Below are 22996 nucleotides of genomic sequence, written 5' to 3'. Positions count from 1 at the left end.
GCCGCCTTTCCCGGTGTGGGAAGGCGGCCCGCCCGTGCTTACAGCGCTCGGGTGTCGAACACCATCACGTCGCTGCCCTTCTGGAGCGGCCCGCCCTGGAAGCTGCCGGTCACCCGCGGCGACTCGAATCCTGCGAAGCGCAGCAGCCACTCCACCTCGAAGCGCGTGTAGTACCGCTGCGTCAGTGTGAAGTGCCGCCGGGTGAGCGCGCCGTCCGGGTGGGTGGTGTCCACGTGGTACTCGGTGGTGATGTGCTGCCGCACCCGGTCGTGCCGCTGCACCAGGAAGACGTCCGTGCGGCCGCCGTCCGGCGCGTGAAAGGTCTCGCCCTCGTGCCGCACCGTGTTCATCTTCCCAAACCGGGGCACGTACAGGTCGAACACGAACCGCCCGCCCGGCTGCAGGTGCGCCCGCAGGTTCTCCAGCGCCTGCAGCTGCTCGTTCGGCGTGTACAGGTGCATCAGCGAGTTGAAGGGCGCGATCACCATGCCGAAACGCTCGTGCAGCTGCGCGGTCTTCACGTCCCCCTGTACAAAGGTCAGGTTCAGGCCCTCCCGCGCCGCGCGAGCCTGCCCGCGCTCGATCATCCGGGCGCTGGGCTCCAGGCCCACCACGTCCACGCCCCGCCGCGCCAGGAACGCCGTGACCCGCCCGGTGCCCGCCCCGACCTCCAGCACCCGGCCCTGGCGCTCGGTCACCTTGCCGTAGAAGTGCAGGTCGTCACGGTACACGTCGTACTGGTCGTCGTACAGCTCGGCGAACTCGTCGTAATCCACGCGCCCCAGCCTACCCCGCGCGTGGCCCGTACCGCCGCAGGAAGGCCTCCCGCGACAGGACGCTCAGCACCGGCGCCGGCGCGTCCGGGGCGCTGCCGTACGCGCGGCGCAGCACGTTCGCCCACCCCCGCAGCCGCCGGCCTGTGCCCGGCGGCAGAGGCACGTTCGTGAAGCCCACCAGCGAGAGCAGCGGCCCGAGCGAACTCACGCAGAAGACCAGCTGCGCCTCCCGGTACTCCGGGCGGTCCAGCAGTTCCCGCGCCAGCTCCTGGAAGTCCGCCGGCGCGGCCCGCACCGCCGCGCGCGGTCCCAGGTCCACGAGCTGAGGGTTGTTCACGTGAAACTCCAGCGCGGGCGTGCCCGCCGGAATCGGCGTGCCGTCCGGCCAGGCCAGGCCCGCGTGCGGGAAGGCCACGCGGTTCACGCGGAACAGGTTGTCCGCGCGGTCTCCCACCATGCGCACGTGCTCCACGCGGTCGTACGCGGCGTCCAGCGCCAGGATCATCCGGCGTTTCAGCGCGGCGCGGCCCACCGGCGTGGCGCCGTCCAGGTCGCTCACGGGGTTCACCGTGTACCCGCGAGCCTTCAGGTGTGCCAGCAGCTCCGTGAGCAGCGCGGCCGTGGTGCGCCCTCCGGGCCCGGCGTCATGCAGCACCACCACGGCGCCCGGCACGATCCGCCGCTCCAGCCGCGCCCGCACCTGGGCCGGCGTCCGGCCCGCCTGCCAGTCCTGGCCTTCCAGGCTCCAGTGCACACCCTGCAGGCCCGCCCGGCGCTGGCCCCACACCGTGAACAGCGTGTACGCCCCGTGCGGAGGCCGGTGCAGCCGCACGGGAACTCCGGCCACCGCCGCGATCCGGCCGGCCGCCTCGCCCGGGTCCCGCAGCGCGTCCAGCGGGGCGCGCCGCCAGCCGTGGACGTGCCGCACCGCGTGCGCGCCGATCTCGTGCCCCTCTGCCCGCATCCGCCCCACGAGGGCCGGGTGAGCCTCGGCCCGGTCGGCCAGCAGGAAGAAGGTCGCCCGGCCGCCCGCCGCCTTCAGGGCGTCCAGCACCTGCGGGGTCGTCTCCGGGTCCGGGCCGTCGTCGAAGGTGAGGGCCACCTCGCGTTTCGCGCGGCGGCCCTCGCGGATCAGACCCAGGTTCAGGCCCTGCACCAGCGCTGCCGGCACGAGCACCGTGCCCAGCACGCCCAGCGCCAGGGCGCCCAGCCACCGGCGCGCGGGGCCCGTCACGCCCGGTCCATGCGGGCCAGCAGGGCCGTCGCCACCCGCTCGGCCGCGTCCGGCACGCCCACCGCGCGGGCACTCGCGCTCAGGCGGGCGTGCTCGTCCGGGTCCAGGGCCCTCAGCACCCCGGCGCGCAGGTCCCCGCGGCGCCGCACCCACACGGCCGCGCCGTGCCGTTCCAGGAAGTCCGCGTTGTGCTCCTCCTGCCCGGGAATCGGGCCGTACACCACCATGGGCACGCCCAGCGCGGTCGCCTCCGCCACCGTGAGGCCCCCGGCCTTCCCGACCACCAGGTCCGACGCGGCCATCAGCTCCGGGAAGGCGGTGGTGTAGCCCAGGTGGTGAATGGTGGCGCCGCCCCGCACCTCCACGCCAGTGTCCTGCGGCGTGGCGGGCAGCAGCACCTGCACCGGCCGGCCCAGGTTGCCCAGGGCGTCCAGCAGTTCGTTCAGGGCGCGGTACACGCCGGTGCCGCCGCCGGAGATGAGCAGCACCGGCTGGTCGGCCCGCAGGCCGTGCCGCGCGCGCAGCTCCGCGCGGTCCGCGCCGATCAGCGCCCGGAACCGCGGCGAGATGGGAATGCCGGTGACCACCACGCGCTCAGGGTCGGCGCCGCGCGCGACCATCTGCGCGGCTGTTTCCTCGGTGGCGACCATGATCACCTCCGCCTCCGGGCGAATCCAGTGCCGGTGCGCGCGGTAGTCCGTGACGATCAGCGCGTTCACGAACGGCCGCCCGCGCCGGCGCCGGACCGTGTCGGCCAGCGGCACCGACGACCAGTAGCTCGACACCACCAGGTCCGGCCCGGCCGCGGCGATGTCGCGCTCCAGGCCGGCGCGGCCCACCCAGCTGCACAGCCAGCCGATCAGGCTGAACGGCCGGTCATGGTCGGTGCGGCGGTAGAACCACGCGTACAGCCACGGCGCGTACCGCAGCTCGAAGGCGTACAGGTCCACCGTCCACCACCGCTCGCTGGGTTTCAGGTACGCGACCGCGTCCCCTTCCCGCGCCTGGAGGCACACGCCGCGGCCTTCCAGGGCGTGCTGCACGGCCAGCTGCGCCTGATGGTGCCCGGAGCCGATGGACGCGGACACGAACAGGGTGCGCAGCGCGACCGCCGCGGCGTGATCGTGTTCCTCGTGCTCGGGGCTGGCGACCTCGGTCACGTGCGCCTCAGCAGCCACAGGCCCGACACCGCGAACACGAGGTTCGCCAGCCACACGCCCAGTTCCGGCAGGCCGGGCAGCTGCGAGGCCAGCGTGAGGCCCACGAAGAACAGCAGGTAGTACGCCACCGCGATCAGCAGGGCGATGCCCAGGCTCACGCCCAGCGTCCGGCCGAACCGCAGGGCGAACGGCAGGGCCGCGAGGGCCAGCACGAGGTTCGCGAACGGCAGGGCCAGCTTGCGGTTCAGGTTCACGCGCGCCTCCTGCCGCTCGGCCGCCGGGACGCCCGGCGCGGTGAGTTTGGTGATGAGCTGCGGCCAGCCCTCGGCGTCCGCGCCGATCGCGTCGGCGTACTTTGCCAGGGTCTCCTTGCGCGACAGGCCGGTGTCCACGTTCAGGGTGTCGCTGGCCTGTGCGGGCACGACCACGCTGGTGAACACCTCGTTCAGGGCCGCGCGCAGCGCCAGCGGGTCCGTGTCGGGCACGCGCGCCAGGGCCGGCACTGCGCCGTAGTTCACGGTGTACACACCGTAGCCTTTCAGGGTGAGGCGGCTCGCCTCGAAGGTGCCGCTGTCCGCCAGGATGATCGTGCCCCGGCGGTGGTTGTCCGGCGTCCACTTCTCCACCCGCACGCCCTGCATCTGCCGGGTTTTCGGGTCGTAGCCCTTCATCGCCAGGGTCAGGTTCCCGCCCAGGTCCACGGTCTTCCCGGCCAGCTGCGACAGGCCCGCGCCGGTCAGGGCGTCCCAGTACAGGCCGCGGGTTTCCACGTTCGCTTTCGGGGCCACCCACAGGCTCAGCCACAGGGCCAGGGCGGTGACCAGCGCGGCCACCACCGCCACGGGTCTTGCCGCGCGGCCCAGGCTCACGCCGCCGGACTGCACCGCGATCAGTTCGCGTTCGGTGCTCATGCGCCCGAACGCCACCACGGTCATCAGCACGACCGCCATCGGGAAGACCTTCACCAGCGTGTCGGGCAGCTGGTAGGCGATCCAGCGGGCGATCAGGCCCACCGGCACGCCCGAGAGCCACTGGCTGGACACGAAGAAGTACCCGAAGCTGAGAATCGCGGTGAACAGCAGCGTGCCCGCCAGCAGCGGCGGGATCAGTTCAGCGGTGACGTACCGGGCGAGGCGCGACAAGCCGCACTCAGCCCTTGGCGATCGCGAACAGGATGCTCATCTCGGCCGCGACCTGCCCGTCCACCTCGGCGCGGCAGGTGGTCTTGCCCAGCCCGCGGCGCAGGAACTCCAGTTTCGCGTGCAGGTGCAGCTGGTCCCCGGGAATCACCTTGCGCTTGAAACGCGCGCCCTCGATCCCCGCCAGGTACCCGACCGTACCGGGTTCCAGGCCGCCCTCGGCGCCGTGCATGCAGAACATGCTGGCCTGCGCCAGGGCCTCGGTGATCAGCACGCCGGGCATCACGGGTTCCTGCGGGAAGTGCCCGGTGAAGAACGGCTCACCGATCGTCACGTTCTTGATGGCGTGCACCTCGCCGTTCTGGACGCTCAGCACGCGGTCCACCAGCACGAACGGGAAGCGGTGGGGGAGGGTCTTGAGCACGTCCTGAATCAGCAGTGGTTCCATGGGGTGAACCTCCTTGTGGGGTGGGGGCAAAGGTGAGGCCGGGTCCCGTGGGCGGCCCGGCCAGAAGACGCTCAGCACGAGCGAACAGGGAGGAAGTGCGGTGAGGGTCAGCGGCGCAGGTAGTTGTCGCTGGACACCAGCGAGTCGCCCAGCACCGGGATCATCTCCAGCGCCATGCCGGTCCCGACCGCAACGGCCTCCACGGCGTTCTCCGCGACGGCCACCGGAATGCCGGTCGTCTGGCGCAGCAGTTCGTCGAAGTTGCGCAGCAGGCTGCCGCCGCCGGTCATCACGATGCCGCGGTCGATGATGTCGCTCACGAGTTCCGGCGGGGTGATCTCCAGCACGCGCTTGACGCCCTCGACGATCTTCGTGACCGGCTCGGACAGGGCTTCCACGACGTCCTGGCTGTCCAGGGTGATGGTCTTGGGCAGGCCGTTCACGAGGTCGCGGCCACGCACCTCGGCGGTGAGGTTCTCGCTGTCGTCGATCAGCATGGCGGCGCCGACCTTGACCTTGATCTCCTCGGCGGTGCGCTCCCCGATCAGGACGTTGTGCTTGCGGCGCACGTAGCGGATGATGCTCTCGTCGAACTCGTTGCCGGCGACGCGCATGGATTCACTCACCACGATGCCGCCCAGGGAGATCACGGCGACGTCGGTGCTGCCCCCGCCGATGTCCACGACCATGCTGCCGATCGGCTCGGCGATCTTCAGACCCGCGCCGATCGCGGCGGCCAGCGGTTCCTCGATCAGGAAGGCGCGTTTGGCGTTGCTGTTCAGCGCGGCGCGCAGCACGGCGCGTTTTTCCACGTCGCTGACGTTGCTGGGCACGCCCACCATCAGCTGCGGCTTGAACCCGAAGAGGCGCCCGGCGCTGCCCTGCACCTTCTGCAGGAACATGGTGATCATCTTCTCGGTCAGGCCCTCGTCGGCGATCACGCCGTCCTTGATGGGCCGCACCGCGACGATCCCGCCCGGAGTGCGGCCGATCATGCGGTAGGCTTCCTCGCCCACGGCCTTGACCTGCTTGCTGTCGCGGGCCATGGCGATCACGCTGGGTTCCTGAAGAACCAGTCCACGGGTCTTGCTGTAAATCAGGAACGTGGCCGTTCCCAGGTCGATACCGATATCTTCAGAAAACCTTCCCACGCATTCCTCCGGTCAAAACGCATCAATCGTACCACGGCCCATGAGACCCGCCTGAACCCGCGTTCACCTGCCGGGCCGGCCGCAGCACACCCCGAAAGGCCGTCAGGCGCGGGGTTTGATGTACGCCGCCAGTCCCAGCACCGCGGAGGTCAGGACCGCCAGGATGAGGGCGCGGCGGAAGCCCGTGATGCTCAGCGCGCCCAGCGACCCGCTGATGGTCGCCTCCAGGCTGCCCAGCGACCGCAGCCACAGGGGCGCGTCGGAGACCAGTGACGCGAAAACCCCCAGCGTCAGGGCGCCCAGCACGCCCCCCAGGGCGACCAGCACGAGCACGAGCAGCCAGGCCAGGAAACGCATCAGGCGCCCCCACGGCCGGAGAGAAGCGGGCAGGGGAACAGGCGGACACGAGGCATCGCCCCCGAGTGTGCCCCCCCGCGGGCGGCGGGTCAACGCCCCGCGGTCCCGGGTGGGTACACTGCCCGGCATGAGTTCCACCCCGCTGCCCGCCCGCGTGCGCGTGACCGTGCCGCCGCTGCCGCTCGCTCCGGCCCTGACTGCCGCCGCCCGCCGCCTGTGCCCGGGCGCGCCCGTGGACGCCCTGACCGGCGCGGCCCTGGCGATCGCCGGCGGCAGCGTGATCGGCGCGCACCTGCGCTGGGCGGGCGGGGAGGTGCAGGTCGTGGAGACCGGCTGGCGCGGCCGGGGCATCGAGGAAGCGCTTCGCGGCGCCCTGCCGCCCGCCGACTGAATCCGGAACCTAACGCCCGTTAGGCCGCCTGCCGTACAGTGAGGGCATGACCAGCCCCGACACCGGCATGAGCTTCGCGCTGAGCAGCGACCAGCGCATGATTCTCCAGCACGTCCGCGACTACTGCCGCGCCGAGATCGCCCCCAAGGCCGCCGAGTACGACCGCAGCGGCGAGTACCCCCGCGAGCAGCTGCGCGGCCTGGCCGAGATGGGCCTGCTGGGCGCCACCGTGCCCGAGGAGTGGGGCGGCGCCGGCCTGGACAGCGTCACCTACGCCCTGTGCCTGGAGGAGATCGCCGCCGCGGACGCCAGCGTGGCCGTCATCACCAGCGTGCAGAACGGCCTGCCCGAACAGATGATCCTCAACTACGGCACCGACGCCCAGCGGGAGAAATACCTGAGGCCCCTGGCCGCCGGCACGCACATCGGCGCCTTCTGCCTCACCGAGGCGGGCGCCGGCAGCGACGCCGCCAGCCTGCGCCTGAAAGCCGAACGCGACGGCGACCACTGGGTCCTCAGCGGCAGCAAGTCCTGGATCACCTCCGGCGGACAGGCCGACACGTACCTCGTCATGGCCCGCACCGGCGCCAGCGGCGCCAAGGGCGTGAGCTGCTTCATCGTCGAGAACGGCCTCCCCGGCCTGAGCTTCGGGAAGCCCGAGGAGAAGATGGGCCTGCACGCCTCCCAGACCACCACCGTCACCTTCGAGGACGTCCGCGTGCCCCAGGAGAACATGGTCGGCGCCGAAGGGCAGGGCCTGATCATCGCCCTGGCCAGCCTGGACTCCGGGCGCATCGGCATCGCCATGCAGGCCCTCGGGATTGCCCGCGCCGCCTTCGAGCACGCCACCCAGTACGCCAACGAACGCGAGCAGTTCGGCAGGAAACTCCGCGAGTTCGAGGGCGTGTCCTTCAAGATCGCCCGCATGGCCGCCCGCATCGAAAGTGCCCGCCTCGTCGCCCTGAAAGCCGCGTGGCTCAAGGACCAGGGCCAGCCCTTCGGGAAGGAAGCCAGCATCGCCAAACTGCTCGCCAGCGAGGCCGCCGTGGACGTCACCCGCGACGCCATCCAGATCTTCGGCGGGAACGGCTACAGCCGCGAGTACCCCGTCGAGCGCCTGTACCGCGACGCCAAGGTCACCGAGATCTACGAAGGCACCAGCGAGATCCAGCAACTCGTGATCAGCCGCGCCGTGTTCGCCGAGCACGCCGGGTAACGCGCTCCCCTCCCTGTTCTGGAGGCCCCGAAGCCCGCGCGGTCGGGGGAGCCGGACACTCTCATGAACGGCGCTTCGGCTTCCCGCAAATTGAAAGCCCCCTGACAGTTCAGTCCCAGCCCGCCCACCCGGCGGGCCTTCCCATGGGGCAACTGTCCGGACCCGGAGGCTTTCATGAACAGGCAACCCATCATCCCCAGCGCCCTCACCCTTGCCCTCATCCTCACCAGTTGCGGCGCCCCGGACGCCGGGCACAGCGCCACACCGCCCGCAGACACCTTCACCTCCATTCACGCCCCCGCCGACCTCGCCACGCAGACGCCCACCCTCACCGTGGACCTGCGCAGCACCCCCCTCACGGCCCTGGACGCCGCCACCCGCACCCGCCTCGGCACGGACGCCGTGGTCCGCGTCATCCTCCCGAACGGCAAGGCCCTGCTGTACGCCAACGTGGACGGTCACGTCGTCGTGGACGGCGACATGATCCTCGGCCACTCGGACGCCGCCCACAAGATCGTGGACGGCCTCGCCCGCAGCGGCGGCACCATCAACGGTCAGGGCCTCTCCGAGTTCGCCGCCGGCCGCGCCAACTGGGGCAAGACCATCCCGTACTACTGGAACACGAATGCCTTTACCGCCAGTCAGATCAGCGTGCTGAACACCGCCATCAACCTCTGGAACCAGCAGGCGGGCGACGCCGTGAAATGGCAGTGGAACACCACCCCCTACAACAAGGTCCAGTTTGTGAACGCCAGCGGACAGGGCGTGTGCGGGTCCTCGTACGTCGGCATGATCGGCGGCACCCAGCCCCTCACGGTCGGCTGCTTCAACACCGGCACCGTCATCCACGAGATGGGCCACGCCGCCGGCCTGCACCACGAACACCAGCGCTGCGACCGCGACAGCTACGTCACCGTCAGCGGCAGCGACAGCATCAACTTCGGCCGCCTGTGCAACCGCTACGCCTACGGCAACTACGACTACGACTCGATCATGAACTACGGCGCCCCCTACGCCTACGCCAAAACCCCCGGCGGCCCTTACCAGGGCACCCCCAGCAACCTGGGCCGCGGCAGCCAGCTCAGCACCGGTGACCTCGCCACCCTGCGCGCCATCTACCCGAACAGCGGCACCACGGACCCCACCGATCCCACTGACCCGGTCACCGGCGTCACCTACACCGGAACGCTCAGCGCCGGTGCGTACGCCACGCACCCCAGCGCCGGCTTCAACTGGTACGGCGGCACCCTGAAGGCCACCCTGACCGGCCCCTCCGGCGCGGACTATGACCTGTACCTCGTGCAGAAGTACTCCGATGGCCGCTGGTACACCGTCGCCAAGAGCGACAGCCCCGGCGCCAGCGAAACCATCGAAACCAACCAGACCGCCGGCATCTACCGCTGGGTCGTGCAGAGCTACAGCGGCAGCGGCAGCTACACCCTCAACGCCACCAAGTAAGACACGCAGGAGAGGAGGCCGCCCCCGAGAAAACGGGGCGGCCTCCATGGTTGCCGGTCAGTCGGTGTAGGCGCCCACGTCCGCGCCCTGGACGAGTTTCGCGTACTTGGCAAGGACGCCGCGGGTGTAGTTCGGCGCGGGCGGCTGCCACGCGGCGCGCCGGCGCTCGAGTTCCTCGTCCGGGACGTGCAGGGTGAGGTTCAGGGTTTCGGCGTTCAGTTCGATGGTGTCGCCTTCCTCGACCAGGGCGATGGGGCCGCCCACGAACGCCTCCGGGGCGACGTGGCCCACGACGAGGCCGAAGGTGCCGCCGCTGAAGCGCCCGTCGGTGATCAGGCCCACGCTGTCCCCCAGGCCTTTGCCGATGATGGCGCTGGTGGGGGAGAGCATCTCGCGCATGCCGGGCCCGCCCCTGGGGCCCTCGTAGCGGATGACGACGACGTCCCCGGCGCGGATGCGGTCGTGCATGATGGCGTCCATGCAGGCTTCCTCGCTGTCGAACACGCGGGCGGGGCCGGTGATCTTGATCTGTTTCAGGCCGCTGATCTTCGCCACGCTGCCCTGCGGCGCGAGGTTCCCGCGCAGGATCGCGAGGTGCCCCTGGGTGTAGATCGGCTGGTCGAACGGGCGGATGACGTCCTGCCCGGCGTCCGGTTCGTCGGGCACGCCTTCGAGGTTCTCCGCGACGGTCTTACCGGTGACGGTCAGGCAGTCGCCGTGCAGCAGGCCGGCCTTCAGGAGCATCTTCATGACGCGGGGAATGCCACCGACCTCGTGCAGGTCGGTGGCGACGTACTGCCCACTGGGTTTCAGGTCGCAGAACACCGGGGTGCGTTCCCGGATGCGTTCGAAGTCCGCCAGGGTCAGGTCGAGGTCCAGCGCGTGGGCGATGGCGAGCAGGTGCAGCACGGCGTTCGTGCTGCCGCCCACGGCCATGATCACCGTGATGGCGTTCTCGAAGGCCTCGCGGGTCAGGATGGCCTTGGGGCGGATGTCGCGCTCAACGAGGTGCAGCAGCGCGCGGGCGCTGTCGGCGCTGGAGGTGGCCTTCTCGGCGTCCACGGCGCTCATGGTGCTGGAGTACGGCAGGCTCATGCCCATCGCCTCGAAGGCGCTGCTCATGGTGTTCGCGGTGTACATGCCGCCGCACGCCCCGTTCCCGGGACAGGCGTGCCGCTCGATGCCGTCGAATTCCTCGCGGGTGATCTTCCCGGCCTGGAACGCACCGACCGCCTCGAACACGCTCACGATCGTCAGGTCCTTCCCGCCGTAATGCCCGGGTTTGATCGTCCCGCCGTACACGAACACCGCGGGGATGTTCAGGCGCGCGATGCCGATCATGGCGCCCGGCATGTTCTTGTCGCAGCCGCCCACCACGATCACGCCGTCGTGCGACTGCCCGCGGCTGACCGTCTCGATGCTGTCGGCGATCACCTCGCGGCTCACCAGGGAGCACTTCATGCCCTCGGTGCCCATGCTGATCCCGTCGGACACCGTGATGGTGCCGTACACCTGCGGCATCCCGCCGCCTTCTTTCAGCGCGTCCGTAATGTGCCCCGCAAGTTCACCCAGGCCGTTGTTGCAGGGCGTGATGTTGCTCTGCGCGTGCGCCACGCCGATCACCGGTTTCTCGAAGTCGCCGTCCCCGAAGCCCACGGCGCGCAGCATCGCGCGGTTCGGGGCGCGCTCAATGCCCTGCGTCACCTGATGCGAGTTCCAGTTCAGGCGGCGGTCCGTGCCCTGGGCGGGCGTGGGGGTCTGCTCGGAGGGCTTCGCGGTGTCCGTCATGCCCCACGCTACGACGCCTGCCGCGCCGGGCGCCGGGGAAGCACAGACAGGCCAACGGCAGGGAGGGAGGGCCCGCCGGCCCTCCCTCCTGTGCACGGCCGCCTTATTTCGCGGCGGTGGCCTTCACGGTCGCGGGGAACAGTTCGATCTTCAGGCGAGCGATCTGGGAGTCGATGTACTTCTGCGCGGCGTCCTGCGCCAGCCGGGCGCGGATCAAGGGCGCAGCCTCCGCGAGCGGCATCAGGCCGCCCTCGCTGCGCTTGCCGACCAGCAGGACGTGCCACCCGAACTCGGACTGCACGACCTGCGCCTCGTTCACCGGGCCGCTGAAGCTGGCCTTGTCGAAGGTGGCGACCATGTCCCCGGGCTCGAAGCAGCCCAGGTCGCCGCCCTGCCCGGCGCTGCCGGGGTCCTGGCTCTTGTCCTTGGCGAGGGCCGCGAAGTCCGCGCCGCCCTTGACCTGCTCGGCCAGAGCCTTGGCCTCGGCTTCCGTGCGGACCAGGATGTGGCGCGCGCAGGCGGATTTCGGCGCGGTGAACTGCGCCTTGTTCAGGTTGTAGAAGCCGGCCACGACCGCGTCCCCGAAGGTGGAGCGGGCGCGGATCTTCTCGATGTAGGTGTTCACCACGTACTGGCGTTCCAGGTCGGCGCGCAGCTCGGCGCTGCTGAGGTACCCGGTCGCGGCGAGCGCCTCGTTGAACTCGGCATCCGTCTCGAAGCCGCTGCGGGCGCGGGTGAGCTGGGCATCCACCTGCGTGGCGTCGGGCTGCACGGACCCGCGGGCCAGGGTGTACAGCGCGTACTCCTGCGCGAACTGCTTCAGGAAGCCCTCGCGGGCGTCCGCGAACTCCTTGAGGTACTCCGGGCTGTACTCCATGCCCTGCTCGTTCAGGACGTTCGCCACAGCCAGCCGCAGCGCCGCCTCGTACTGCGCCAGGGTCAGGGAGTCGTTCCCGACCTTCGCCACGATGACCGCCTCGGCGCCGGCCGCGGGAGGAGTGGGGGCCGGCGCGGGGGTCGCGGGCGCGGCAGGCGCGGTGGGCGCAGGCTGGGCGGGGGTCGTGGTGGGCGGCTCAGTCTGGGCCAGGGCCACGCCGCCCAGCAGGGCCGCGGTCAGGAGCAGTCTTTTCATCGCGGCAGTGTAGCCTGCCCGCGGCTCCGGAATGTGGTGGTGGCCCGCCATTCCTCACATGTGCGCGCCCGTCCCGTTCCTGTCCCGGGCGCGGGGGCGCTGCTACAATCCGCCCCGTGCGCCTCACCCTGGACCCCACCACCGACCCCCACGCCTACGACGACGTGGTCCGGCAGCTGCCGATCACCAGTGCCCTGCAGGGCTGGGGGTACGGCGAGGCCCGCCGGGAACTCGGGCAGACGCCCCTGCGGTACCTGATCCGCGACGGCAGCCGCACGGTGGGCGCCGTGCAGCTGATCCGCAAACGCCTGGTGCCCGGCTTCACCACCCTGTACGCGCCGCGCGGCCCGGCCCTGGAGAACCTGGACCTGCTGCCGGCCGTGGCAGACGCCGTGCGGAAGGTCGCCCGGCCCACCGACGCCCTGCTGAAGATCGAGCCGCCCGTGCCGCTCGACGCGAACGACGAGCACACCGTGATCCCGGCCGCGTACGGGCCGTTCACCCGCGCGGCCACCGAGCAGCCGGAGCACACCATCGTCGCGGACCTGCGCCGCAGCGAGGAGCAGATGCTCAAGGACCTGAGCAGCATGGCCCGCCGCAACGTGCGCACCGCCGAGAAACTGGGCGTGGTCGCCGGCCGTGACGACGACTTCGACGCGTTCTGGGAGATCTTCACCGCCACGAACGAACGCGCCAAACTGGGGGCCTTCCCCCGGAAGTACTACGAGACCATGCTCCGGGAAGGCAACGCGCACGGCGGCGAGGCGTACATCGTGCTGTCACGCTACCAGGGCCGCGCGCTGGCCGGCGGGTTCTTCATCGCCATGGGCAAGGGCACGTACTACCTGTTCGGCGGCAGCGTCCGCGACGACCGCGTCGGCGAGGACGGCCAGCCCCTCAAGGACGCCAAGGCCCCGGACGCCTTCTACTGGAACGCCATGCTGGACGCCAAACGGCGCGGGTACGAGCTGTTCGACTTCTGGGGCATTCCCCGCGAACTCGACGAGAGCAAGCACAGTTACGGCGTGTTCAAGATGAAACTCAAGTTCAGCGAGCAGCGCGTCTGGTATCCCGCGTACGACCTCACCCTGAACCCGGCGGCGCCGCTGATCGTGAAGGCCCTGCGCTGGCGCAAGACGCAGAACAACCTGCGCAAACGCGGCAGCGCCGACGACGTGCTGTAAACCGGCGCGGCGCATTCCCAGCGCGTCAGTTCAGCTGCCGCGCCTCCGCCGGCATGCGGACCAGCAGGCCCTCGAGGCGCGCGTCGAGGTCCGGCGCGGCCAGCAGCGCCTCCCGGTCGGCCGGGTCCAGCGGCAGCACCGTCGCGGCGTAGCTCGCCACCAGCAGCGGATCGGCGTCCCGCAGGCCGTCGAGGTCGCTGCGCTGCTGCGGGTTCAGGCGCATCAGGTTCGCCAGCACCGCGCCCGCCAGCTCCGGCGCCCGCTCCGGGCCGGCCGGCAGCGGGGACAGGGCCGCGCGGGCCGACAGGTAGGGCTGGGTCAGGTCGAACTCCACGATGAGGAAGCGCTCGCCGCCCACCACGCGGATGCTGCTCGTACCGTCCCCGTGGGGCCGCACCTCACGCACGTGCGCGAGCGTGCCCACGCGCGCCACCCGCTCGTGGAATGGCCGGTCGGACGCCGAGCGCGGCACCGCGATCCGCACGATCCCGAACGGTTCGCCGGACGCCACCACCCGCGCCAGCAGGGCGCGGTAGCGCGGCTCGAACACGTACATCGGCAGGGCGATGCCCGGGAACAGCACCACGTCCGGCAGGGGGAACAGGGGAAGGTCGGGCAGGGCGTCCATCAGCCCCTGCATCCTCCTGCGTCACTGCCGGTCAGACCATCGCCACGCCTACAGATCACCATGCCCGGACTCCGGCCGCGGCGTCTTCTTCCGCCGGACCTTCTTCACCGGGGGCGCGGGTGCCTGCCACGCCCTCAGCTGCGCTTCCGTGGCCCCCAGCGCCTGAAGCACGACGGTGTCCTGCGGGGTCAGCGGCGCCGTGACCAGCAGGTCCGGGCGGCGGCGGAAGGTGCGCTCCAGCGCCTGCGCGCGCCGCCACGCGGCGATGGCGGCGTGGTTCCCGCCCTTGAGCACCTCTGGCACGGCGTGGCCCGCCCATTCCGGCGGGCGGGTGAATTCGGGGTAGTCCAGCAGGCCGCTGCTGAAACTGTCGGCGCGGTGCGAGTCCTCGTCGCCCAGCACGCCCGGCACCAGCCGGGCCACGGCCTCCAGCACGCACGCCGCGGCCGCCTCGCCGCCCATCATCACGTAATCCCCGATGCTCACCTCGCGCGTGACCAGCCCCTCCACCCGCGCGTCGAAGCCCTCGTACCGCCCGCACAGGAACGCCAGGTGCGAGCGCGTGGCGAACTCCTCGGCCATCGCCTGATCGAAGCGCTCACCGGCCGGGGAGAAGAGAATCACCTCGTCCGCCGGGGGCAGGCTCGCCAGGGCCCGCTGCGCGACGTCCACGCGGATCACCATGCCCGCCCCGCCGCCGTACGGCGTGTCGTCCACCTTTAGGTGCCGGTTCTCCGCGAAATCCCGCATGTTCACCAGCTGCACGTCCAGCAGCCCGCGGTCCCGCGCCTTGCCCACGATCGCCTCGGACGCGAACGGGGCCAGCAGTTCCGGGAAGAGGGTCAGGAACGAGAAGGTCAGCACGCCCGGCCGCCCCGGGTGTCAGCCCTCGCCGTCACGGTCCTCCTTGCCGGCTTCCGCTTCGTCCGCATCGAACAGGCCCTCGGGGGCCTCGTCGGTCAGCCGCACGCTCAGGGGGCGTTTGCGGCCGTTCAGGCGGATGTCCACGTACGGCGCCTGCAGCGGCAGGTACGCCTCGCCGCCCGCATGCCGCACCAGCAGCAGGTCCTGGTGGCCCATGTCCACCACGTCCACCACCTCACCCAGCGGCTCGCCGCCCGCGCCCGTGACCGCCAGGCCGCGCAGTTCGTGGTAGTAGTACACGCCGTCTTCCGGCGCGGGCAGTTCCGTGTCCGCCGCCCAGACGTTCAGGCCACGCAGGGCCTCGGCCCCCTCGCGGGTGCTCACGCCCGCCAGGTGCAGCACCACGCCCGGCGCCAGCGCCTCGGTGCGCGTCAGGCGCAGCCAGCCGCGGCCCTCCACGTACACGCGCTTGAGTGCCCGCACCTGTGCGGCGTCGCCCAGCACGAACAGCTTCACGCCGCCCTGCACGCCGTGCGGACCGAGCAGGTGCCCGATCCGCGTGCGGTCCGCTTCCTTGTTGCCGGGGCCCGTCACTTCGTCTGACCCACCACTCAGGCCTTGCGGGGCGCGTCCAGGTCCACGTTCACGCGCTCTCTGGGGTCGCTGGCGGCGCGCACCAGCGTGCGGATGGCCTGAATCACGCGGCCCTGGCGGCCGATCAGGCGGCCTTCCTCGCCCGCCCCGACCCGGACCAGCACGGTCGGGCCGCGGCGCGACACCCGCACCAGCGACGGCTGGTCCACCACGCTCTGCGCCAGAAACTGGGTCAGGTCCACAGGATCACTCTTCATCCCGCGCAGTCTAGAGCATCCGCCCGCCGCTCAGGCGGGGGAGGGCGGGGGAATCCAGCGGCCTGGACGCAGAACGTCGGCGGGCATCCAACAAGAAGAGGCCCCTGATCGGGGGCCTCTGAGCTTCACGCTCGGCGCTTCGGGGTTCCGCCTCAGGCGACCTTGACGCCCTGGCTCTTGAGGAGACGGCGGGCGGTCTGGGTGGGCTGGGCGCCCTGGGCGATCCAGTGCGCGGCGCGCTCCACGTCCACCTTCAGGTAGTTCTCGGTGGTCTTGCGGGGGTCATAGTGACCCAGGTTCTCGATGTAGCCACCGTCACGGGGACGGCGGGCATCGGCGACCACGATGCGGTAGTGGGGGTTGTGGGCGGAACCGAAACGGGACAGGCGAATCTTAACCATGATGGAAAACCTCTGGGGTGGGTCTTGAGGGTAAAGCTCCCGCTTAGGTCGCGGGGGTCATGCGCCCGTCAGCAGCCAACCGGAAAGCGCACCGCAAAAGAGTAACAGACTCCCCGCCCGCCCGGCAAGGGCCGCGCCCCCCTCAGAACCCGGGCGAGACCGGCTGCCGCGAGGCGCCCTGCACGCGGTTCCACTGAAAGGCCATGTGGTTCGGTCCGAACACCGGACTGCCGCCCACGGTGCCCAGCTGCGCCCCCTGCGCCACACGGTTTCCGGCCTGCACGACCGGGTCCCGCAGGCCCAGGTACGTCGCCACGTACCCGCCGTGGTCCACGATCACCACCCACCCGGTCGCCGCGTAGTACGTCACGGTCAGGACCAGCCCCTCGCGCGCCGAGACCGCCTGAGACTCCGGCGCGCCCTGCAACACGGACCACTGCACCCCGCCCGACCCGAACGGCGCGGACACCCGGCCGCCCGGCAGGGGGAACAGCAGCGGGCCGCTCTGCACCGGGACCGGCGCGGCCTCCTGCTCGGCCTGCTGCTGCTCCTGCTGCACCTGCACCTGCCGCTGCTGCAGGGCCCGCTGCTCGGCTTCCAGCTGGGCCGTGCGCCGGCGCGCCGCCTCGTCCTGCGCCCGCCGGGTCGCCGCAGCCCGCGCACTGGCAGCCGCCGCCTCGCGCTCCCGGGCCAGCCGCTCGGCCTCCCGCCGGGCGCGCTCCTGCGCTTCCCGCAGCCGGCGGGCTTCCTCCTCGCGGCGGCGGCGTTCCTCCTCCAGGCGGCGCTGGCGTTCGGCCTCGATGCGGGCGCGTTCGGCGACCACCTGATTGACCAGCGTGTCGATGCTGCGCGCGGTGAGCACCTGCTGCGCCTGCGTCTGCGCGGCCAGGGTCCGCTGGCCCTGCTCGCTGCGCCTCAGTTCGGCCAGCAGCGCGGACTGCCTCACCCGCTGCGCCCTGAGCGCCTCCAGCTTCGCCTGCCGGGACTGCCGCACGTCCGCGAGTTCCCGCGCGCGCTGCGCCTGCTGGGCCTGCTGCTCGCCCAGGGTCGCGACCTCCTCTTTCAGGGCCAGGATCACGCGCGTGTGGTACGCCCCGGCGCGGTTGCTGTACTCCAGCCGGATCAGCAGGTCCGACAGGCTGCGCGACTGCGACAGCAGCTGCAGGTACTGCCCGCTGCGGTCGCGGTACAGGGTGTTCAGGATCTGCCGCACGTCCTCCTGCAGGCGGTTCACGCGGGCGGCCGTCACCTCCCGCTGCGCGGTCACGTCCGCCAGGGCCCGCTCGGCCAGCGCGGTCCGGGCGGTCAGGGTGGCGACCTCGTTCTCCAGCGCCGCGACGTTCTGCGCCAGGGCGTCCAGCCGGTCCAGCGTCGCGCGCTGCTGCTCGGTGAGGTTCGCGATCCGGTCGCGCAGCGCCCGCAGCTGACTGGCCTGCTCGGCGCTCTGCTGGCGCTGCTCGGTCAGTTCCCGCTGCAACTGCTGCAGCTTCTCGCTGGTGGTCTGCGCGAACCCCACCGTGAGCAGGGCCGTGAGCGCCACCACCGTCAGGCGGCGGGGGGACAGGCCCCGGACGCGGCCCCGTGAGGTCATTCCAGCTCCTGCAGGTACCGCCGGGTCGCGAACAGGCTGCCCACCAGGCCCACCAGGATGCCCAGCAGCGCCACGCCGCCCAGCAGCGGCACCAGGGTGTTCAGGTCCGTGACCACCGGGAACACGGGAGCGAGCTCCTGCACGCGCCGCGCCATCGCCAGGTAGGCGGGCGTGAGCAGCGCCAGCGCCAGCGCCGCCGCCGTGAGGCCCACGATCAGGCCCTCCAGCACGTGCGGCATGCGGATGAACCCCCAGGTGGCGCCCAGCAGGCGCATCACGCTGATCTCGTTGCGGCGGGCGTACATCGCCACCCGCACCGCGTTCAGGATGTTGAAGAGCGTGCCCAGCAGCAGCAGGCCCACCAGCACGTACCCGGCCGCCCGCACCGCCGAGAGCGTCTTCACGGTCGGGTCCACGTACGCGGCGCCGTACTCGACGTCCTGCACGCCGTTCATGTTCTCCACCAGGCCCGCCACGGTCCGGGAGTCCTCCACCCGCGCCACCCGCAGGCGCAGCGTGTCCGGGAAGGGGTTCCCGACCAGCGCCGCCGCGTCCCGGGTGAAGGGCGAGTCCTGCGTCATCTCCTCCAGCACCTGTTCCTTGCCGACCAGCGTGACCTCGCGCACCTGGGCCAGCGCCTTGACCTGCGTGAGCAGCGCGGCGGTGTCGGCGCCGTCGTCGAGGAACGCGGCGACCTCCACCTGCGATTCCAGCTGCTGCAGGGTGCGGTTCACGTTCAGGGTGAGCAGCAGCACGAACCCCAGCATCAGCAGCGTCAGGGTCATGGTGGTCAGGGTGGACAGCGTGGCGGTGAGGTTCCCGCGCATCGCCAGCAGCGCCTGTCTCAGGTGGTAGCTCACAGCGCGTACCCGCCGTACGGGTCGTCGCGCACCAGTTTGCCCTTGCGCAGCGTCAGCGTGCGGTGCCGGTACGTCTCCACGAGGTCCTTGGCGTGGGTGGCGACGATCACGGTCGTGCCGCGCAGGTTCACGTTCTGCAGCACCTTCAGCACCTCACGGCTATTGTCCGGGTCGAGGTTCCCGGTGGGCTCGTCGGCCAGCAGCAGCGGCGGGTCGGACACGATCGCCCGGGCGATCGCCACGCGCTGCTGCTCGCCCTGCGAGAGCTGCACCGGCAAGGCCTGCTTCTTGTGCTCCAGACCCACCGTGCGCAGCGCCCCGGACACCCGCTGCGGCCACTCCCGCTGCGGTACGCCCGTGACCCGCAGCGCGAAGGCCACGTTGTCGTACGCGTTCAGGTGATCGAGCAGCAGGTTGTCCTGAAAGACCGTGCCCATGCGCCGGCGCAGCAGCGCCGTGCGGCCCCCCCGGTAGCGGGCCAGCGTCTCGCCGGCCACGCGCACCTCGCCGCGGCTGGGCAGGGCGCGCTTGAGGACCAGGTTCATGAAACTGCTCTTCCCGGCGCCGGAGTGGCCGACCAGGTACGCGAATTCGCCCTTCCCGATCTGCAGGGACACGTCGTCCAGCGCCAGCGTCCGGGTGACCGGGTACTCCAGCGTGACATTCCTGAATTCAATCACCGCGCACCCCGTCACGGGTCCGGGCGCAAACGTCCATTAACACACTCATGCCTGGCGGACACGATAGCCCAAGTTCTCCCGCTGCCGGTGATGGGCCGCCTGGCGATCGTGCTCCGCACCTCACGGTCCCTCACCGCCGGCCCGTATCATGCCCCGGTGAACCGATCCCGCCTCACGCTCGTGACCGTGGCCCTCGCCGGCACGGCCGCGCTGTCCTACGCCCAGCTCGGCGGGTACTCCGCCAGCGACCTCGGCAAGACCAAGAGCGGCCAGGCGTTCCTGAGCACGCTGGCCGCCCTGAACCAGTACTACCTGTTCCCCGTGGATCAGGACAAGGTCATGCAGGGCGCCATCCAGGGCGCGCTCGGCAGCCTGAACGACGAATTCACCTACTACAGCGAACCCGTCAGCAGCGCCATGGACGCCCAGAACCTCGCCGGGGAGTTCGGCGGGATCGGCGTGACCCTCACGCCCGCCAACGCCGACGGCACCGGCGCCAAGGTGGATAACGTCCTGAAGACCGGCGCCGCCATCGACGCCGGCGTGCAGATCGGCGACATCATCGTGAAGATCGGCGACAAGGACGTCCTGACCGCCAAACTCGACGAGGTCGTCAGCCAGATCCGCGGGAAGGTCGGCACGCCCGTCACCGTGACCTTCGCCCGCAGCGGCAAGCCCTTTACCGTGAAGATGGACCGCCGCACCGTCACCCTGGTCCCGGTGGAGACCACCGTGCTGCCCGGCAACGTGGGCTACATCTCCCTGAACACCTTCTACAACGAGAAGGCCGCCGACCAGTTCCGCGCGGCCATCAAGAGCATGAAGGACAAGAAGGTCACCAAGCTGATCGTGGACCTGCGCGACAACGGCGGCGGCCTGCTCGACGCCGGCGTGGACATCGCCGACGACTTCCTGAAAAGCGGCCCCATCGTGAGCCTGCGCGAACGCAACGGCCAGGCCCGCGTGTACGGCAGCGCTCGCAACGAGACCAGCGACTACACCGGCGAGCTGGTGCTGCTGGTGAACAAGAACAGCGCCAGCGCGAGCGAGATCGTCGCCGGGGCCCTGCAGGACAACGCCCGCGCGAAGATCATCGGCGAGCAGACCTTCGGCAAGGGCGTCGCCCAGATTCCCCTGTCCCTGCCCAACGGCGGGAAGGTCGCCATCGTGAACAGCGCCTGGCTCACGCCCAAGGGCCGCGAGATCCACAAGAAGGGCGTCACGCCGGACGTGGTCGTGAAGGACACCCGTTACCCCACCCCGTTCAACTTCCTGGGCGGCGGCGCGCAGCCCGGGCAGAAGATCACCTTCAAGGTGGACGGCAAGGACGTGACCGTCACCGCCGACAAGGACGGCAAGTTCACGTACACCGCCGAGGCGCGGAAGGTGCCCCGCAGCGACGTGCAGGGCGTGGCGATCGTGGACCTGGCCACCGACGCCATCCTGAAAAAAGCGCACGACCTGCTGAAGTAAGCTCAGACCAGCGGCCCGCCCGGAAACAGGCGGGCCGTTTTCCATGGGGCTCAGTCCCAGTCCCAGTCGCGCCAGTCGCTGGCTTTCGCCTTCCCCTTCGGGCGGGGCGCCTCCTCATCAGGCCCGGCGTCCGGGTCCGGGTACCAGTCGTACACGGCCGCCAGCGCCCGGTCCAGCTGCGCGCGCAGCAGCCCGGCCAGCGTCTGCGCCTCCTTCTCCGTCACGCGCTCCAGCGAGGCCTCCAGATCGTTCAGGGCGCGCTCCAGGCCCGGCAGGTACGGCTCCCGGGCCTTGCGCACCGCTCCCCTGCGCAGCGGCTCCGGGTGAATCACCGGCACGTACAACCGCGCCGCCGTTTCCAGCAGCGCCCGCCTCGCCTCGGCCCGCGCGGCCCGGCGCGCCTCGGCCCGCTCACGCGCGTCCGCCGCCTTCGCCTGCGCGGCCAGGAACGTGTCGTCCCGCTCCACGTCCAGCACCCGCGCTTCCTCGTACAGCTTCACGGGCGGCAGCCGCCGGCGGCCCATCCGCAGACCGTTCGGCCGGGTCTGGTCGTGCTCGCCCAGGAAGCGCGCGATCAGCGCCGGCGTCCACCCCCGGTCCTTCAGGTCCTGCGTCGCCAGGAACCCCGGCGGGTTCACCGGCTTCTCCCCGGTCGGGCGGGTCTTGCGGGTCACGGCCCGCCCACCCACTCGCGGCGCAGCAGGTCCAGGCGCACGCTGTCGTGCCGCGCCCCCCGCACCACCCGCGCCTCCCGGACCCGGCCCGCCTCCCGGAACCCCAGGCGCCGCGCGGCGCGGATCATCCGCTCGTTGCCGCCCCAGGTGGTGAAGGTCAGGACGTGCGCGTCCGTCTCGTCCAGCGTCGCCTGCACCCACAGGTGCAGCGCCCGGGAGCCCAGCCCCTTGCCCCACAGGGCCGGGTCGTAGATCAGGATGCCCAGGTCCCACCACCCGCCGCCCCGGGGGTCCTCCTCGGCGCGGTTCACCATGCCGATGCAGCTCCCGTCCAGGTCCAGCACGCGCTGGTGCGGGTCCGGCGGGGAGGCGGCCAGCGTGTCCACGTAGCGTTCCAGCATCTCGGTGGTCGCCTCGGCGTGGTAGTACGGCGCGTCCCACTGCCGCCATTCGGCGGCCGGGTCGGTCAGCCAGCGGCGCAGGGCCGGCAGGTCCCGCGGCCGCCGGCCCCGGATGGACAGCCGGGCCGGGTCCGCGCTGCGGGCCGCAGGGGCGGGGGAGACGGGGTCGGGCTCGGTCACGCCGCGATCCTCTCAGATCAGCCCCCGGAATGCGAGGCCCGGCAGTTCAGCGTTCCTCCATGCCCCCTGGCGCCCCGTTACAGGCCCAGCCGCGCCAGCAGCGCCGGCAGCAGCGTCACGCCGGCCACCAGCAGCGCCCCCAGGCAGGCCAGCAGTACCGCCGCCGCCGAGGCGTCCTTCGCGACCTTCGCCAGTGGGTGCACGTCCGGGCTCACCAGGTCCACCACCGCCTCCACGGCCGTGTTCATCAGTTCCAGCGCCAGCACCAGCGCGCAGGCCAGCAGCACCGGCGCGCCCGGCACGTTCAGCCACAGCGCGGCCAGAACAGCCAGCGCTGCGCAGACCAGCTCGATCCGGAAGTTCGCCTGCGTGCGGAACGCGAACGCCAGCCCCGCCCACGCGAAGCCCGCCGAGCGCCACCAGCGGCGCAGGTTCAGCGCGGACCCGTCCGACCGCACCTACGCCCCGTCAGGCAGCGCCGCGCGGGCCACGTCCCACGCCTCGTGGAACACGCGCCATTCCTCGCCGGTGGCGCCCTCCTCGAAGCCCAGGCCCTCGGCGTGCGGGTGGTCGTGCCCGATCAGGTGCGTCAGGCCGTGGCTGGCGAGCAGCGCCACCTCCCGCGTCAGGCTGTGCCCGCGCGCCTGCGCCTGACGCGCCGCCGTGTCCAGGCTGATGATGATGTCCCCCAGGTGCGGCGGCATGAACGGGTCCCCGGGTTCCCAGGTGGGGAAACTCAGCACGTCGGTCGCGGCGTCCTCGCCCCAGTGCTCCAGTTTGAGCGCCCGGATGGTGCGGTCCCCGACGAGCACCACCGTCAGCTCCCGGTCCTCCACGCCGAAATGCGCCTGCACCGCTCCCAGGCTGGCGCGCAGGGCCGGACGCAATCCCGCCGGCGGGGTCTTGCGGACCACCAGATCAATCACGCCGCCGAGTATCGCAGATGCCAAAGGAAAGGG

At 71.3% G+C, this 22996-nt stretch carries 26 protein-coding genes; 5 read left to right on the top strand and 21 right to left on the bottom strand.

Features of this window, described 5'->3' with window-relative positions; all coding sequences use genetic code 11:
* Positions 1-38: 38 nt before the first annotated feature.
* The 7 genes from DFI_RS07475 to DFI_RS07445 all read right to left on the bottom strand — a co-directional run bounded on the left by DFI_RS07475 (position 39) and on the right by DFI_RS07445 (position 6265).
* Entirely contained in the window at positions 39-776 is a 738-nt protein-coding gene (locus DFI_RS07475; RefSeq protein ID WP_027461632.1) for a class I SAM-dependent methyltransferase, read from the bottom strand.
* 10 nt (positions 777-786) lie between these two features.
* Positions 787-2010, bottom strand: coding sequence for a polysaccharide deacetylase family protein (locus DFI_RS07470; RefSeq protein ID WP_051307387.1), 1224 nt, complete (start codon positions 2008-2010; stop codon positions 787-789).
* The gene (locus tag DFI_RS07465) at positions 2007-3113 is read right to left on the bottom strand and encodes an MGDG synthase family glycosyltransferase (RefSeq protein WP_027461630.1); all 1107 of its coding nucleotides are present in this window, start codon (positions 3111-3113) and stop codon (positions 2007-2009) included. The genes DFI_RS07470 and DFI_RS07465 overlap by 4 nt, the downstream gene beginning before the upstream one ends.
* A gap of 53 nt (positions 3114-3166) precedes the next feature.
* Positions 3167-4312, bottom strand: coding sequence for an LptF/LptG family permease (locus tag DFI_RS07460; protein ID WP_027461629.1), 1146 nt, complete (start codon positions 4310-4312; stop codon positions 3167-3169).
* 7 nt (positions 4313-4319) lie between these two features.
* Positions 4320-4757 carry a 3-hydroxyacyl-ACP dehydratase FabZ gene (fabZ, locus tag DFI_RS07455; RefSeq protein ID WP_027461628.1) on the bottom strand — a complete coding sequence of 146 codons (438 nt, stop codon included), beginning with the start codon at positions 4755-4757 and terminating at the stop codon, positions 4320-4322.
* A gap of 107 nt (positions 4758-4864) precedes the next feature.
* On the bottom strand, positions 4865-5908 hold the full coding sequence (mreB, locus tag DFI_RS07450) for a rod shape-determining protein (RefSeq protein WP_022801940.1): 1044 nt from the start codon (positions 5906-5908) through the stop codon (positions 4865-4867).
* A gap of 102 nt (positions 5909-6010) precedes the next feature.
* Positions 6011-6265: a hypothetical protein gene (locus DFI_RS07445; RefSeq protein ID WP_043776656.1), complete on the bottom strand. Its 255-nt coding sequence runs from the start codon at positions 6263-6265 to the stop codon at positions 6011-6013.
* A 127-nt stretch (positions 6266-6392) separates the two neighbouring features.
* Between DFI_RS07445 and DFI_RS07440 the strand changes: the two genes are divergently transcribed.
* The 3 genes from DFI_RS07440 (at position 6393) to DFI_RS07430 (ending at position 9330) form a co-directional block, all read left to right on the top strand.
* Entirely contained in the window at positions 6393-6656 is a 264-nt protein-coding gene (locus tag DFI_RS07440; protein WP_043776654.1) for a hypothetical protein, read from the top strand.
* A 46-nt stretch (positions 6657-6702) separates the two neighbouring features.
* Positions 6703-7872 carry an acyl-CoA dehydrogenase gene (locus DFI_RS07435; RefSeq protein WP_027461625.1) on the top strand — a complete coding sequence of 390 codons (1170 nt, stop codon included), beginning with the start codon at positions 6703-6705 and terminating at the stop codon, positions 7870-7872.
* A 174-nt stretch (positions 7873-8046) separates the two neighbouring features.
* Positions 8047-9330, top strand: a complete 1284-nt coding sequence (locus DFI_RS07430) for a M12 family metallopeptidase (protein ID WP_027461624.1) — start codon at positions 8047-8049, stop codon at positions 9328-9330.
* A 57-nt stretch (positions 9331-9387) separates the two neighbouring features.
* On the opposite strand, the gene ilvD is transcribed toward DFI_RS07430, so the two are convergent.
* Entirely contained in the window at positions 9388-11118 is a 1731-nt protein-coding gene (ilvD, locus tag DFI_RS07425; RefSeq protein WP_051307386.1) for a dihydroxy-acid dehydratase, read from the bottom strand.
* Positions 11119-11221: 103 nt separating this feature from the next.
* A complete protein-coding gene (locus DFI_RS07420; RefSeq protein WP_027461622.1) occupies positions 11222-12250 on the bottom strand; it encodes a peptidylprolyl isomerase in 1029 nt (342 codons plus the stop codon).
* Positions 12251-12366: 116 nt separating this feature from the next.
* Between DFI_RS07420 and DFI_RS07415 the strand changes: the two genes are divergently transcribed.
* Positions 12367-13434, top strand: a complete 1068-nt coding sequence (locus tag DFI_RS07415) for a lipid II:glycine glycyltransferase FemX (protein ID WP_027461621.1) — start codon at positions 12367-12369, stop codon at positions 13432-13434.
* Between the two features lie 25 nt (positions 13435-13459).
* Here the strand turns inward: DFI_RS07415 and DFI_RS07410 are convergent, their stop codons facing one another.
* The 8 genes from DFI_RS07410 to ftsE all read right to left on the bottom strand — a co-directional run bounded on the left by DFI_RS07410 (position 13460) and on the right by ftsE (position 19309).
* Positions 13460-14062 (bottom strand): LON peptidase substrate-binding domain-containing protein, encoded by a 603-nt coding sequence (locus DFI_RS07410; RefSeq protein ID WP_027461620.1) that lies wholly within the window; start codon positions 14060-14062, stop codon positions 13460-13462.
* Between the two features lie 48 nt (positions 14063-14110).
* Positions 14111-14926 carry a tRNA (guanosine(37)-N1)-methyltransferase TrmD gene (gene trmD, locus DFI_RS07405; RefSeq protein WP_027461619.1) on the bottom strand — a complete coding sequence of 272 codons (816 nt, stop codon included), beginning with the start codon at positions 14924-14926 and terminating at the stop codon, positions 14111-14113.
* An 18-nt stretch (positions 14927-14944) separates the two neighbouring features.
* Positions 14945-15520 (bottom strand): ribosome maturation factor RimM, encoded by a 576-nt coding sequence (gene rimM, locus DFI_RS07400; protein WP_027461618.1) that lies wholly within the window; start codon positions 15518-15520, stop codon positions 14945-14947.
* 17 nt (positions 15521-15537) lie between these two features.
* Positions 15538-15777, bottom strand: coding sequence for a KH domain-containing protein (locus tag DFI_RS07395; RefSeq protein ID WP_022801952.1), 240 nt, complete (start codon positions 15775-15777; stop codon positions 15538-15540).
* A gap of 152 nt (positions 15778-15929) precedes the next feature.
* A complete protein-coding gene (gene rpsP / locus DFI_RS07390; protein WP_022801953.1) occupies positions 15930-16178 on the bottom strand; it encodes a 30S ribosomal protein S16 in 249 nt (82 codons plus the stop codon).
* A 142-nt stretch (positions 16179-16320) separates the two neighbouring features.
* Positions 16321-17769, bottom strand: a complete 1449-nt coding sequence (locus DFI_RS07385) for a murein hydrolase activator EnvC family protein (protein ID WP_027461617.1) — start codon at positions 17767-17769, stop codon at positions 16321-16323.
* The gene (locus DFI_RS07380; RefSeq protein WP_022801955.1) at positions 17766-18629 is read right to left on the bottom strand and encodes a cell division protein FtsX; all 864 of its coding nucleotides are present in this window, start codon (positions 18627-18629) and stop codon (positions 17766-17768) included. The genes DFI_RS07385 and DFI_RS07380 overlap by 4 nt, the downstream gene beginning before the upstream one ends.
* Positions 18626-19309 (bottom strand): cell division ATP-binding protein FtsE, encoded by a 684-nt coding sequence (gene ftsE, locus DFI_RS07375; RefSeq protein ID WP_027461616.1) that lies wholly within the window; start codon positions 19307-19309, stop codon positions 18626-18628. Before ftsE ends, DFI_RS07380 begins: the two co-directional genes overlap by 4 nt.
* A 156-nt stretch (positions 19310-19465) precedes the next feature.
* On the opposite strand from ftsE, the gene DFI_RS07370 reads away from it, so the two are divergent.
* Positions 19466-20782, top strand: a complete 1317-nt coding sequence (locus DFI_RS07370) for a S41 family peptidase (RefSeq protein WP_027461615.1) — start codon at positions 19466-19468, stop codon at positions 20780-20782.
* Between the two features lie 50 nt (positions 20783-20832).
* Here DFI_RS07370 and DFI_RS07365 read toward each other — a convergent pair whose 3' ends face one another.
* The 4 genes from DFI_RS07365 to ybeY all read right to left on the bottom strand — a co-directional run bounded on the left by DFI_RS07365 (position 20833) and on the right by ybeY (position 22963).
* Complete coding sequence (locus tag DFI_RS07365; RefSeq protein ID WP_027461614.1) at positions 20833-21456, bottom strand: hypothetical protein; 624 nt, start codon at positions 21454-21456, stop codon at positions 20833-20835.
* Positions 21453-21977 carry a GNAT family N-acetyltransferase gene (locus DFI_RS07360; RefSeq protein WP_043776755.1) on the bottom strand — a complete coding sequence of 175 codons (525 nt, stop codon included), beginning with the start codon at positions 21975-21977 and terminating at the stop codon, positions 21453-21455. The genes DFI_RS07365 and DFI_RS07360 overlap by 4 nt, the downstream gene beginning before the upstream one ends.
* A gap of 137 nt (positions 21978-22114) precedes the next feature.
* A complete protein-coding gene (locus tag DFI_RS07355) occupies positions 22115-22495 on the bottom strand; it encodes a diacylglycerol kinase (RefSeq protein ID WP_027461612.1) in 381 nt (126 codons plus the stop codon).
* Entirely contained in the window at positions 22496-22963 is a 468-nt protein-coding gene (gene ybeY, locus DFI_RS07350) for an rRNA maturation RNase YbeY (RefSeq protein WP_027461611.1), read from the bottom strand.
* Between the last annotated feature and the right edge of the window lie 33 nt (positions 22964-22996).

Source organism: Deinococcus ficus, from assembly GCF_003444775.1.
GTDB classification, from domain to species: domain Bacteria; phylum Deinococcota; class Deinococci; order Deinococcales; family Deinococcaceae; genus Deinococcus; species Deinococcus ficus.
The sequence above is the reverse complement of the archived record's forward strand: the minus strand, read 5'-3'. Positions and strand labels throughout refer to the sequence as shown.

Coding starts and splice junctions, on each gene's coding strand:
- fabZ (WP_027461628.1), bottom strand. CDS start 4,757: ATGGAACCACTGCTGATTCAGGACGTGCTCAAGACCCTCCCCCACCGC.
- DFI_RS07445 (WP_043776656.1), bottom strand. CDS start 6,265: ATGCGTTTCCTGGCCTGGCTGCTCGTGCTCGTGCTGGTCGCCCTGGGG.
- DFI_RS07440 (WP_043776654.1), top strand. CDS start 6,393: ATGAGTTCCACCCCGCTGCCCGCCCGCGTGCGCGTGACCGTGCCGCCG.
- DFI_RS07435 (WP_027461625.1), top strand. CDS start 6,703: ATGACCAGCCCCGACACCGGCATGAGCTTCGCGCTGAGCAGCGACCAG.
- DFI_RS07430 (WP_027461624.1), top strand. CDS start 8,047: ATGAACAGGCAACCCATCATCCCCAGCGCCCTCACCCTTGCCCTCATC.
- ilvD (WP_051307386.1), bottom strand. CDS start 11,118: ATGACGGACACCGCGAAGCCCTCCGAGCAGACCCCCACGCCCGCCCAG.
- DFI_RS07420 (WP_027461622.1), bottom strand. CDS start 12,250: ATGAAAAGACTGCTCCTGACCGCGGCCCTGCTGGGCGGCGTGGCCCTG.
- DFI_RS07410 (WP_027461620.1), bottom strand. CDS start 14,062: ATGGACGCCCTGCCCGACCTTCCCCTGTTCCCCCTGCCGGACGTGGTG.
- DFI_RS07395 (WP_022801952.1), bottom strand. CDS start 15,777: ATGAAGAGTGATCCTGTGGACCTGACCCAGTTTCTGGCGCAGAGCGTG.
- rpsP (WP_022801953.1), bottom strand. CDS start 16,178: ATGGTTAAGATTCGCCTGTCCCGTTTCGGTTCCGCCCACAACCCCCAC.
- DFI_RS07385 (WP_027461617.1), bottom strand. CDS start 17,769: ATGACCTCACGGGGCCGCGTCCGGGGCCTGTCCCCCCGCCGCCTGACG.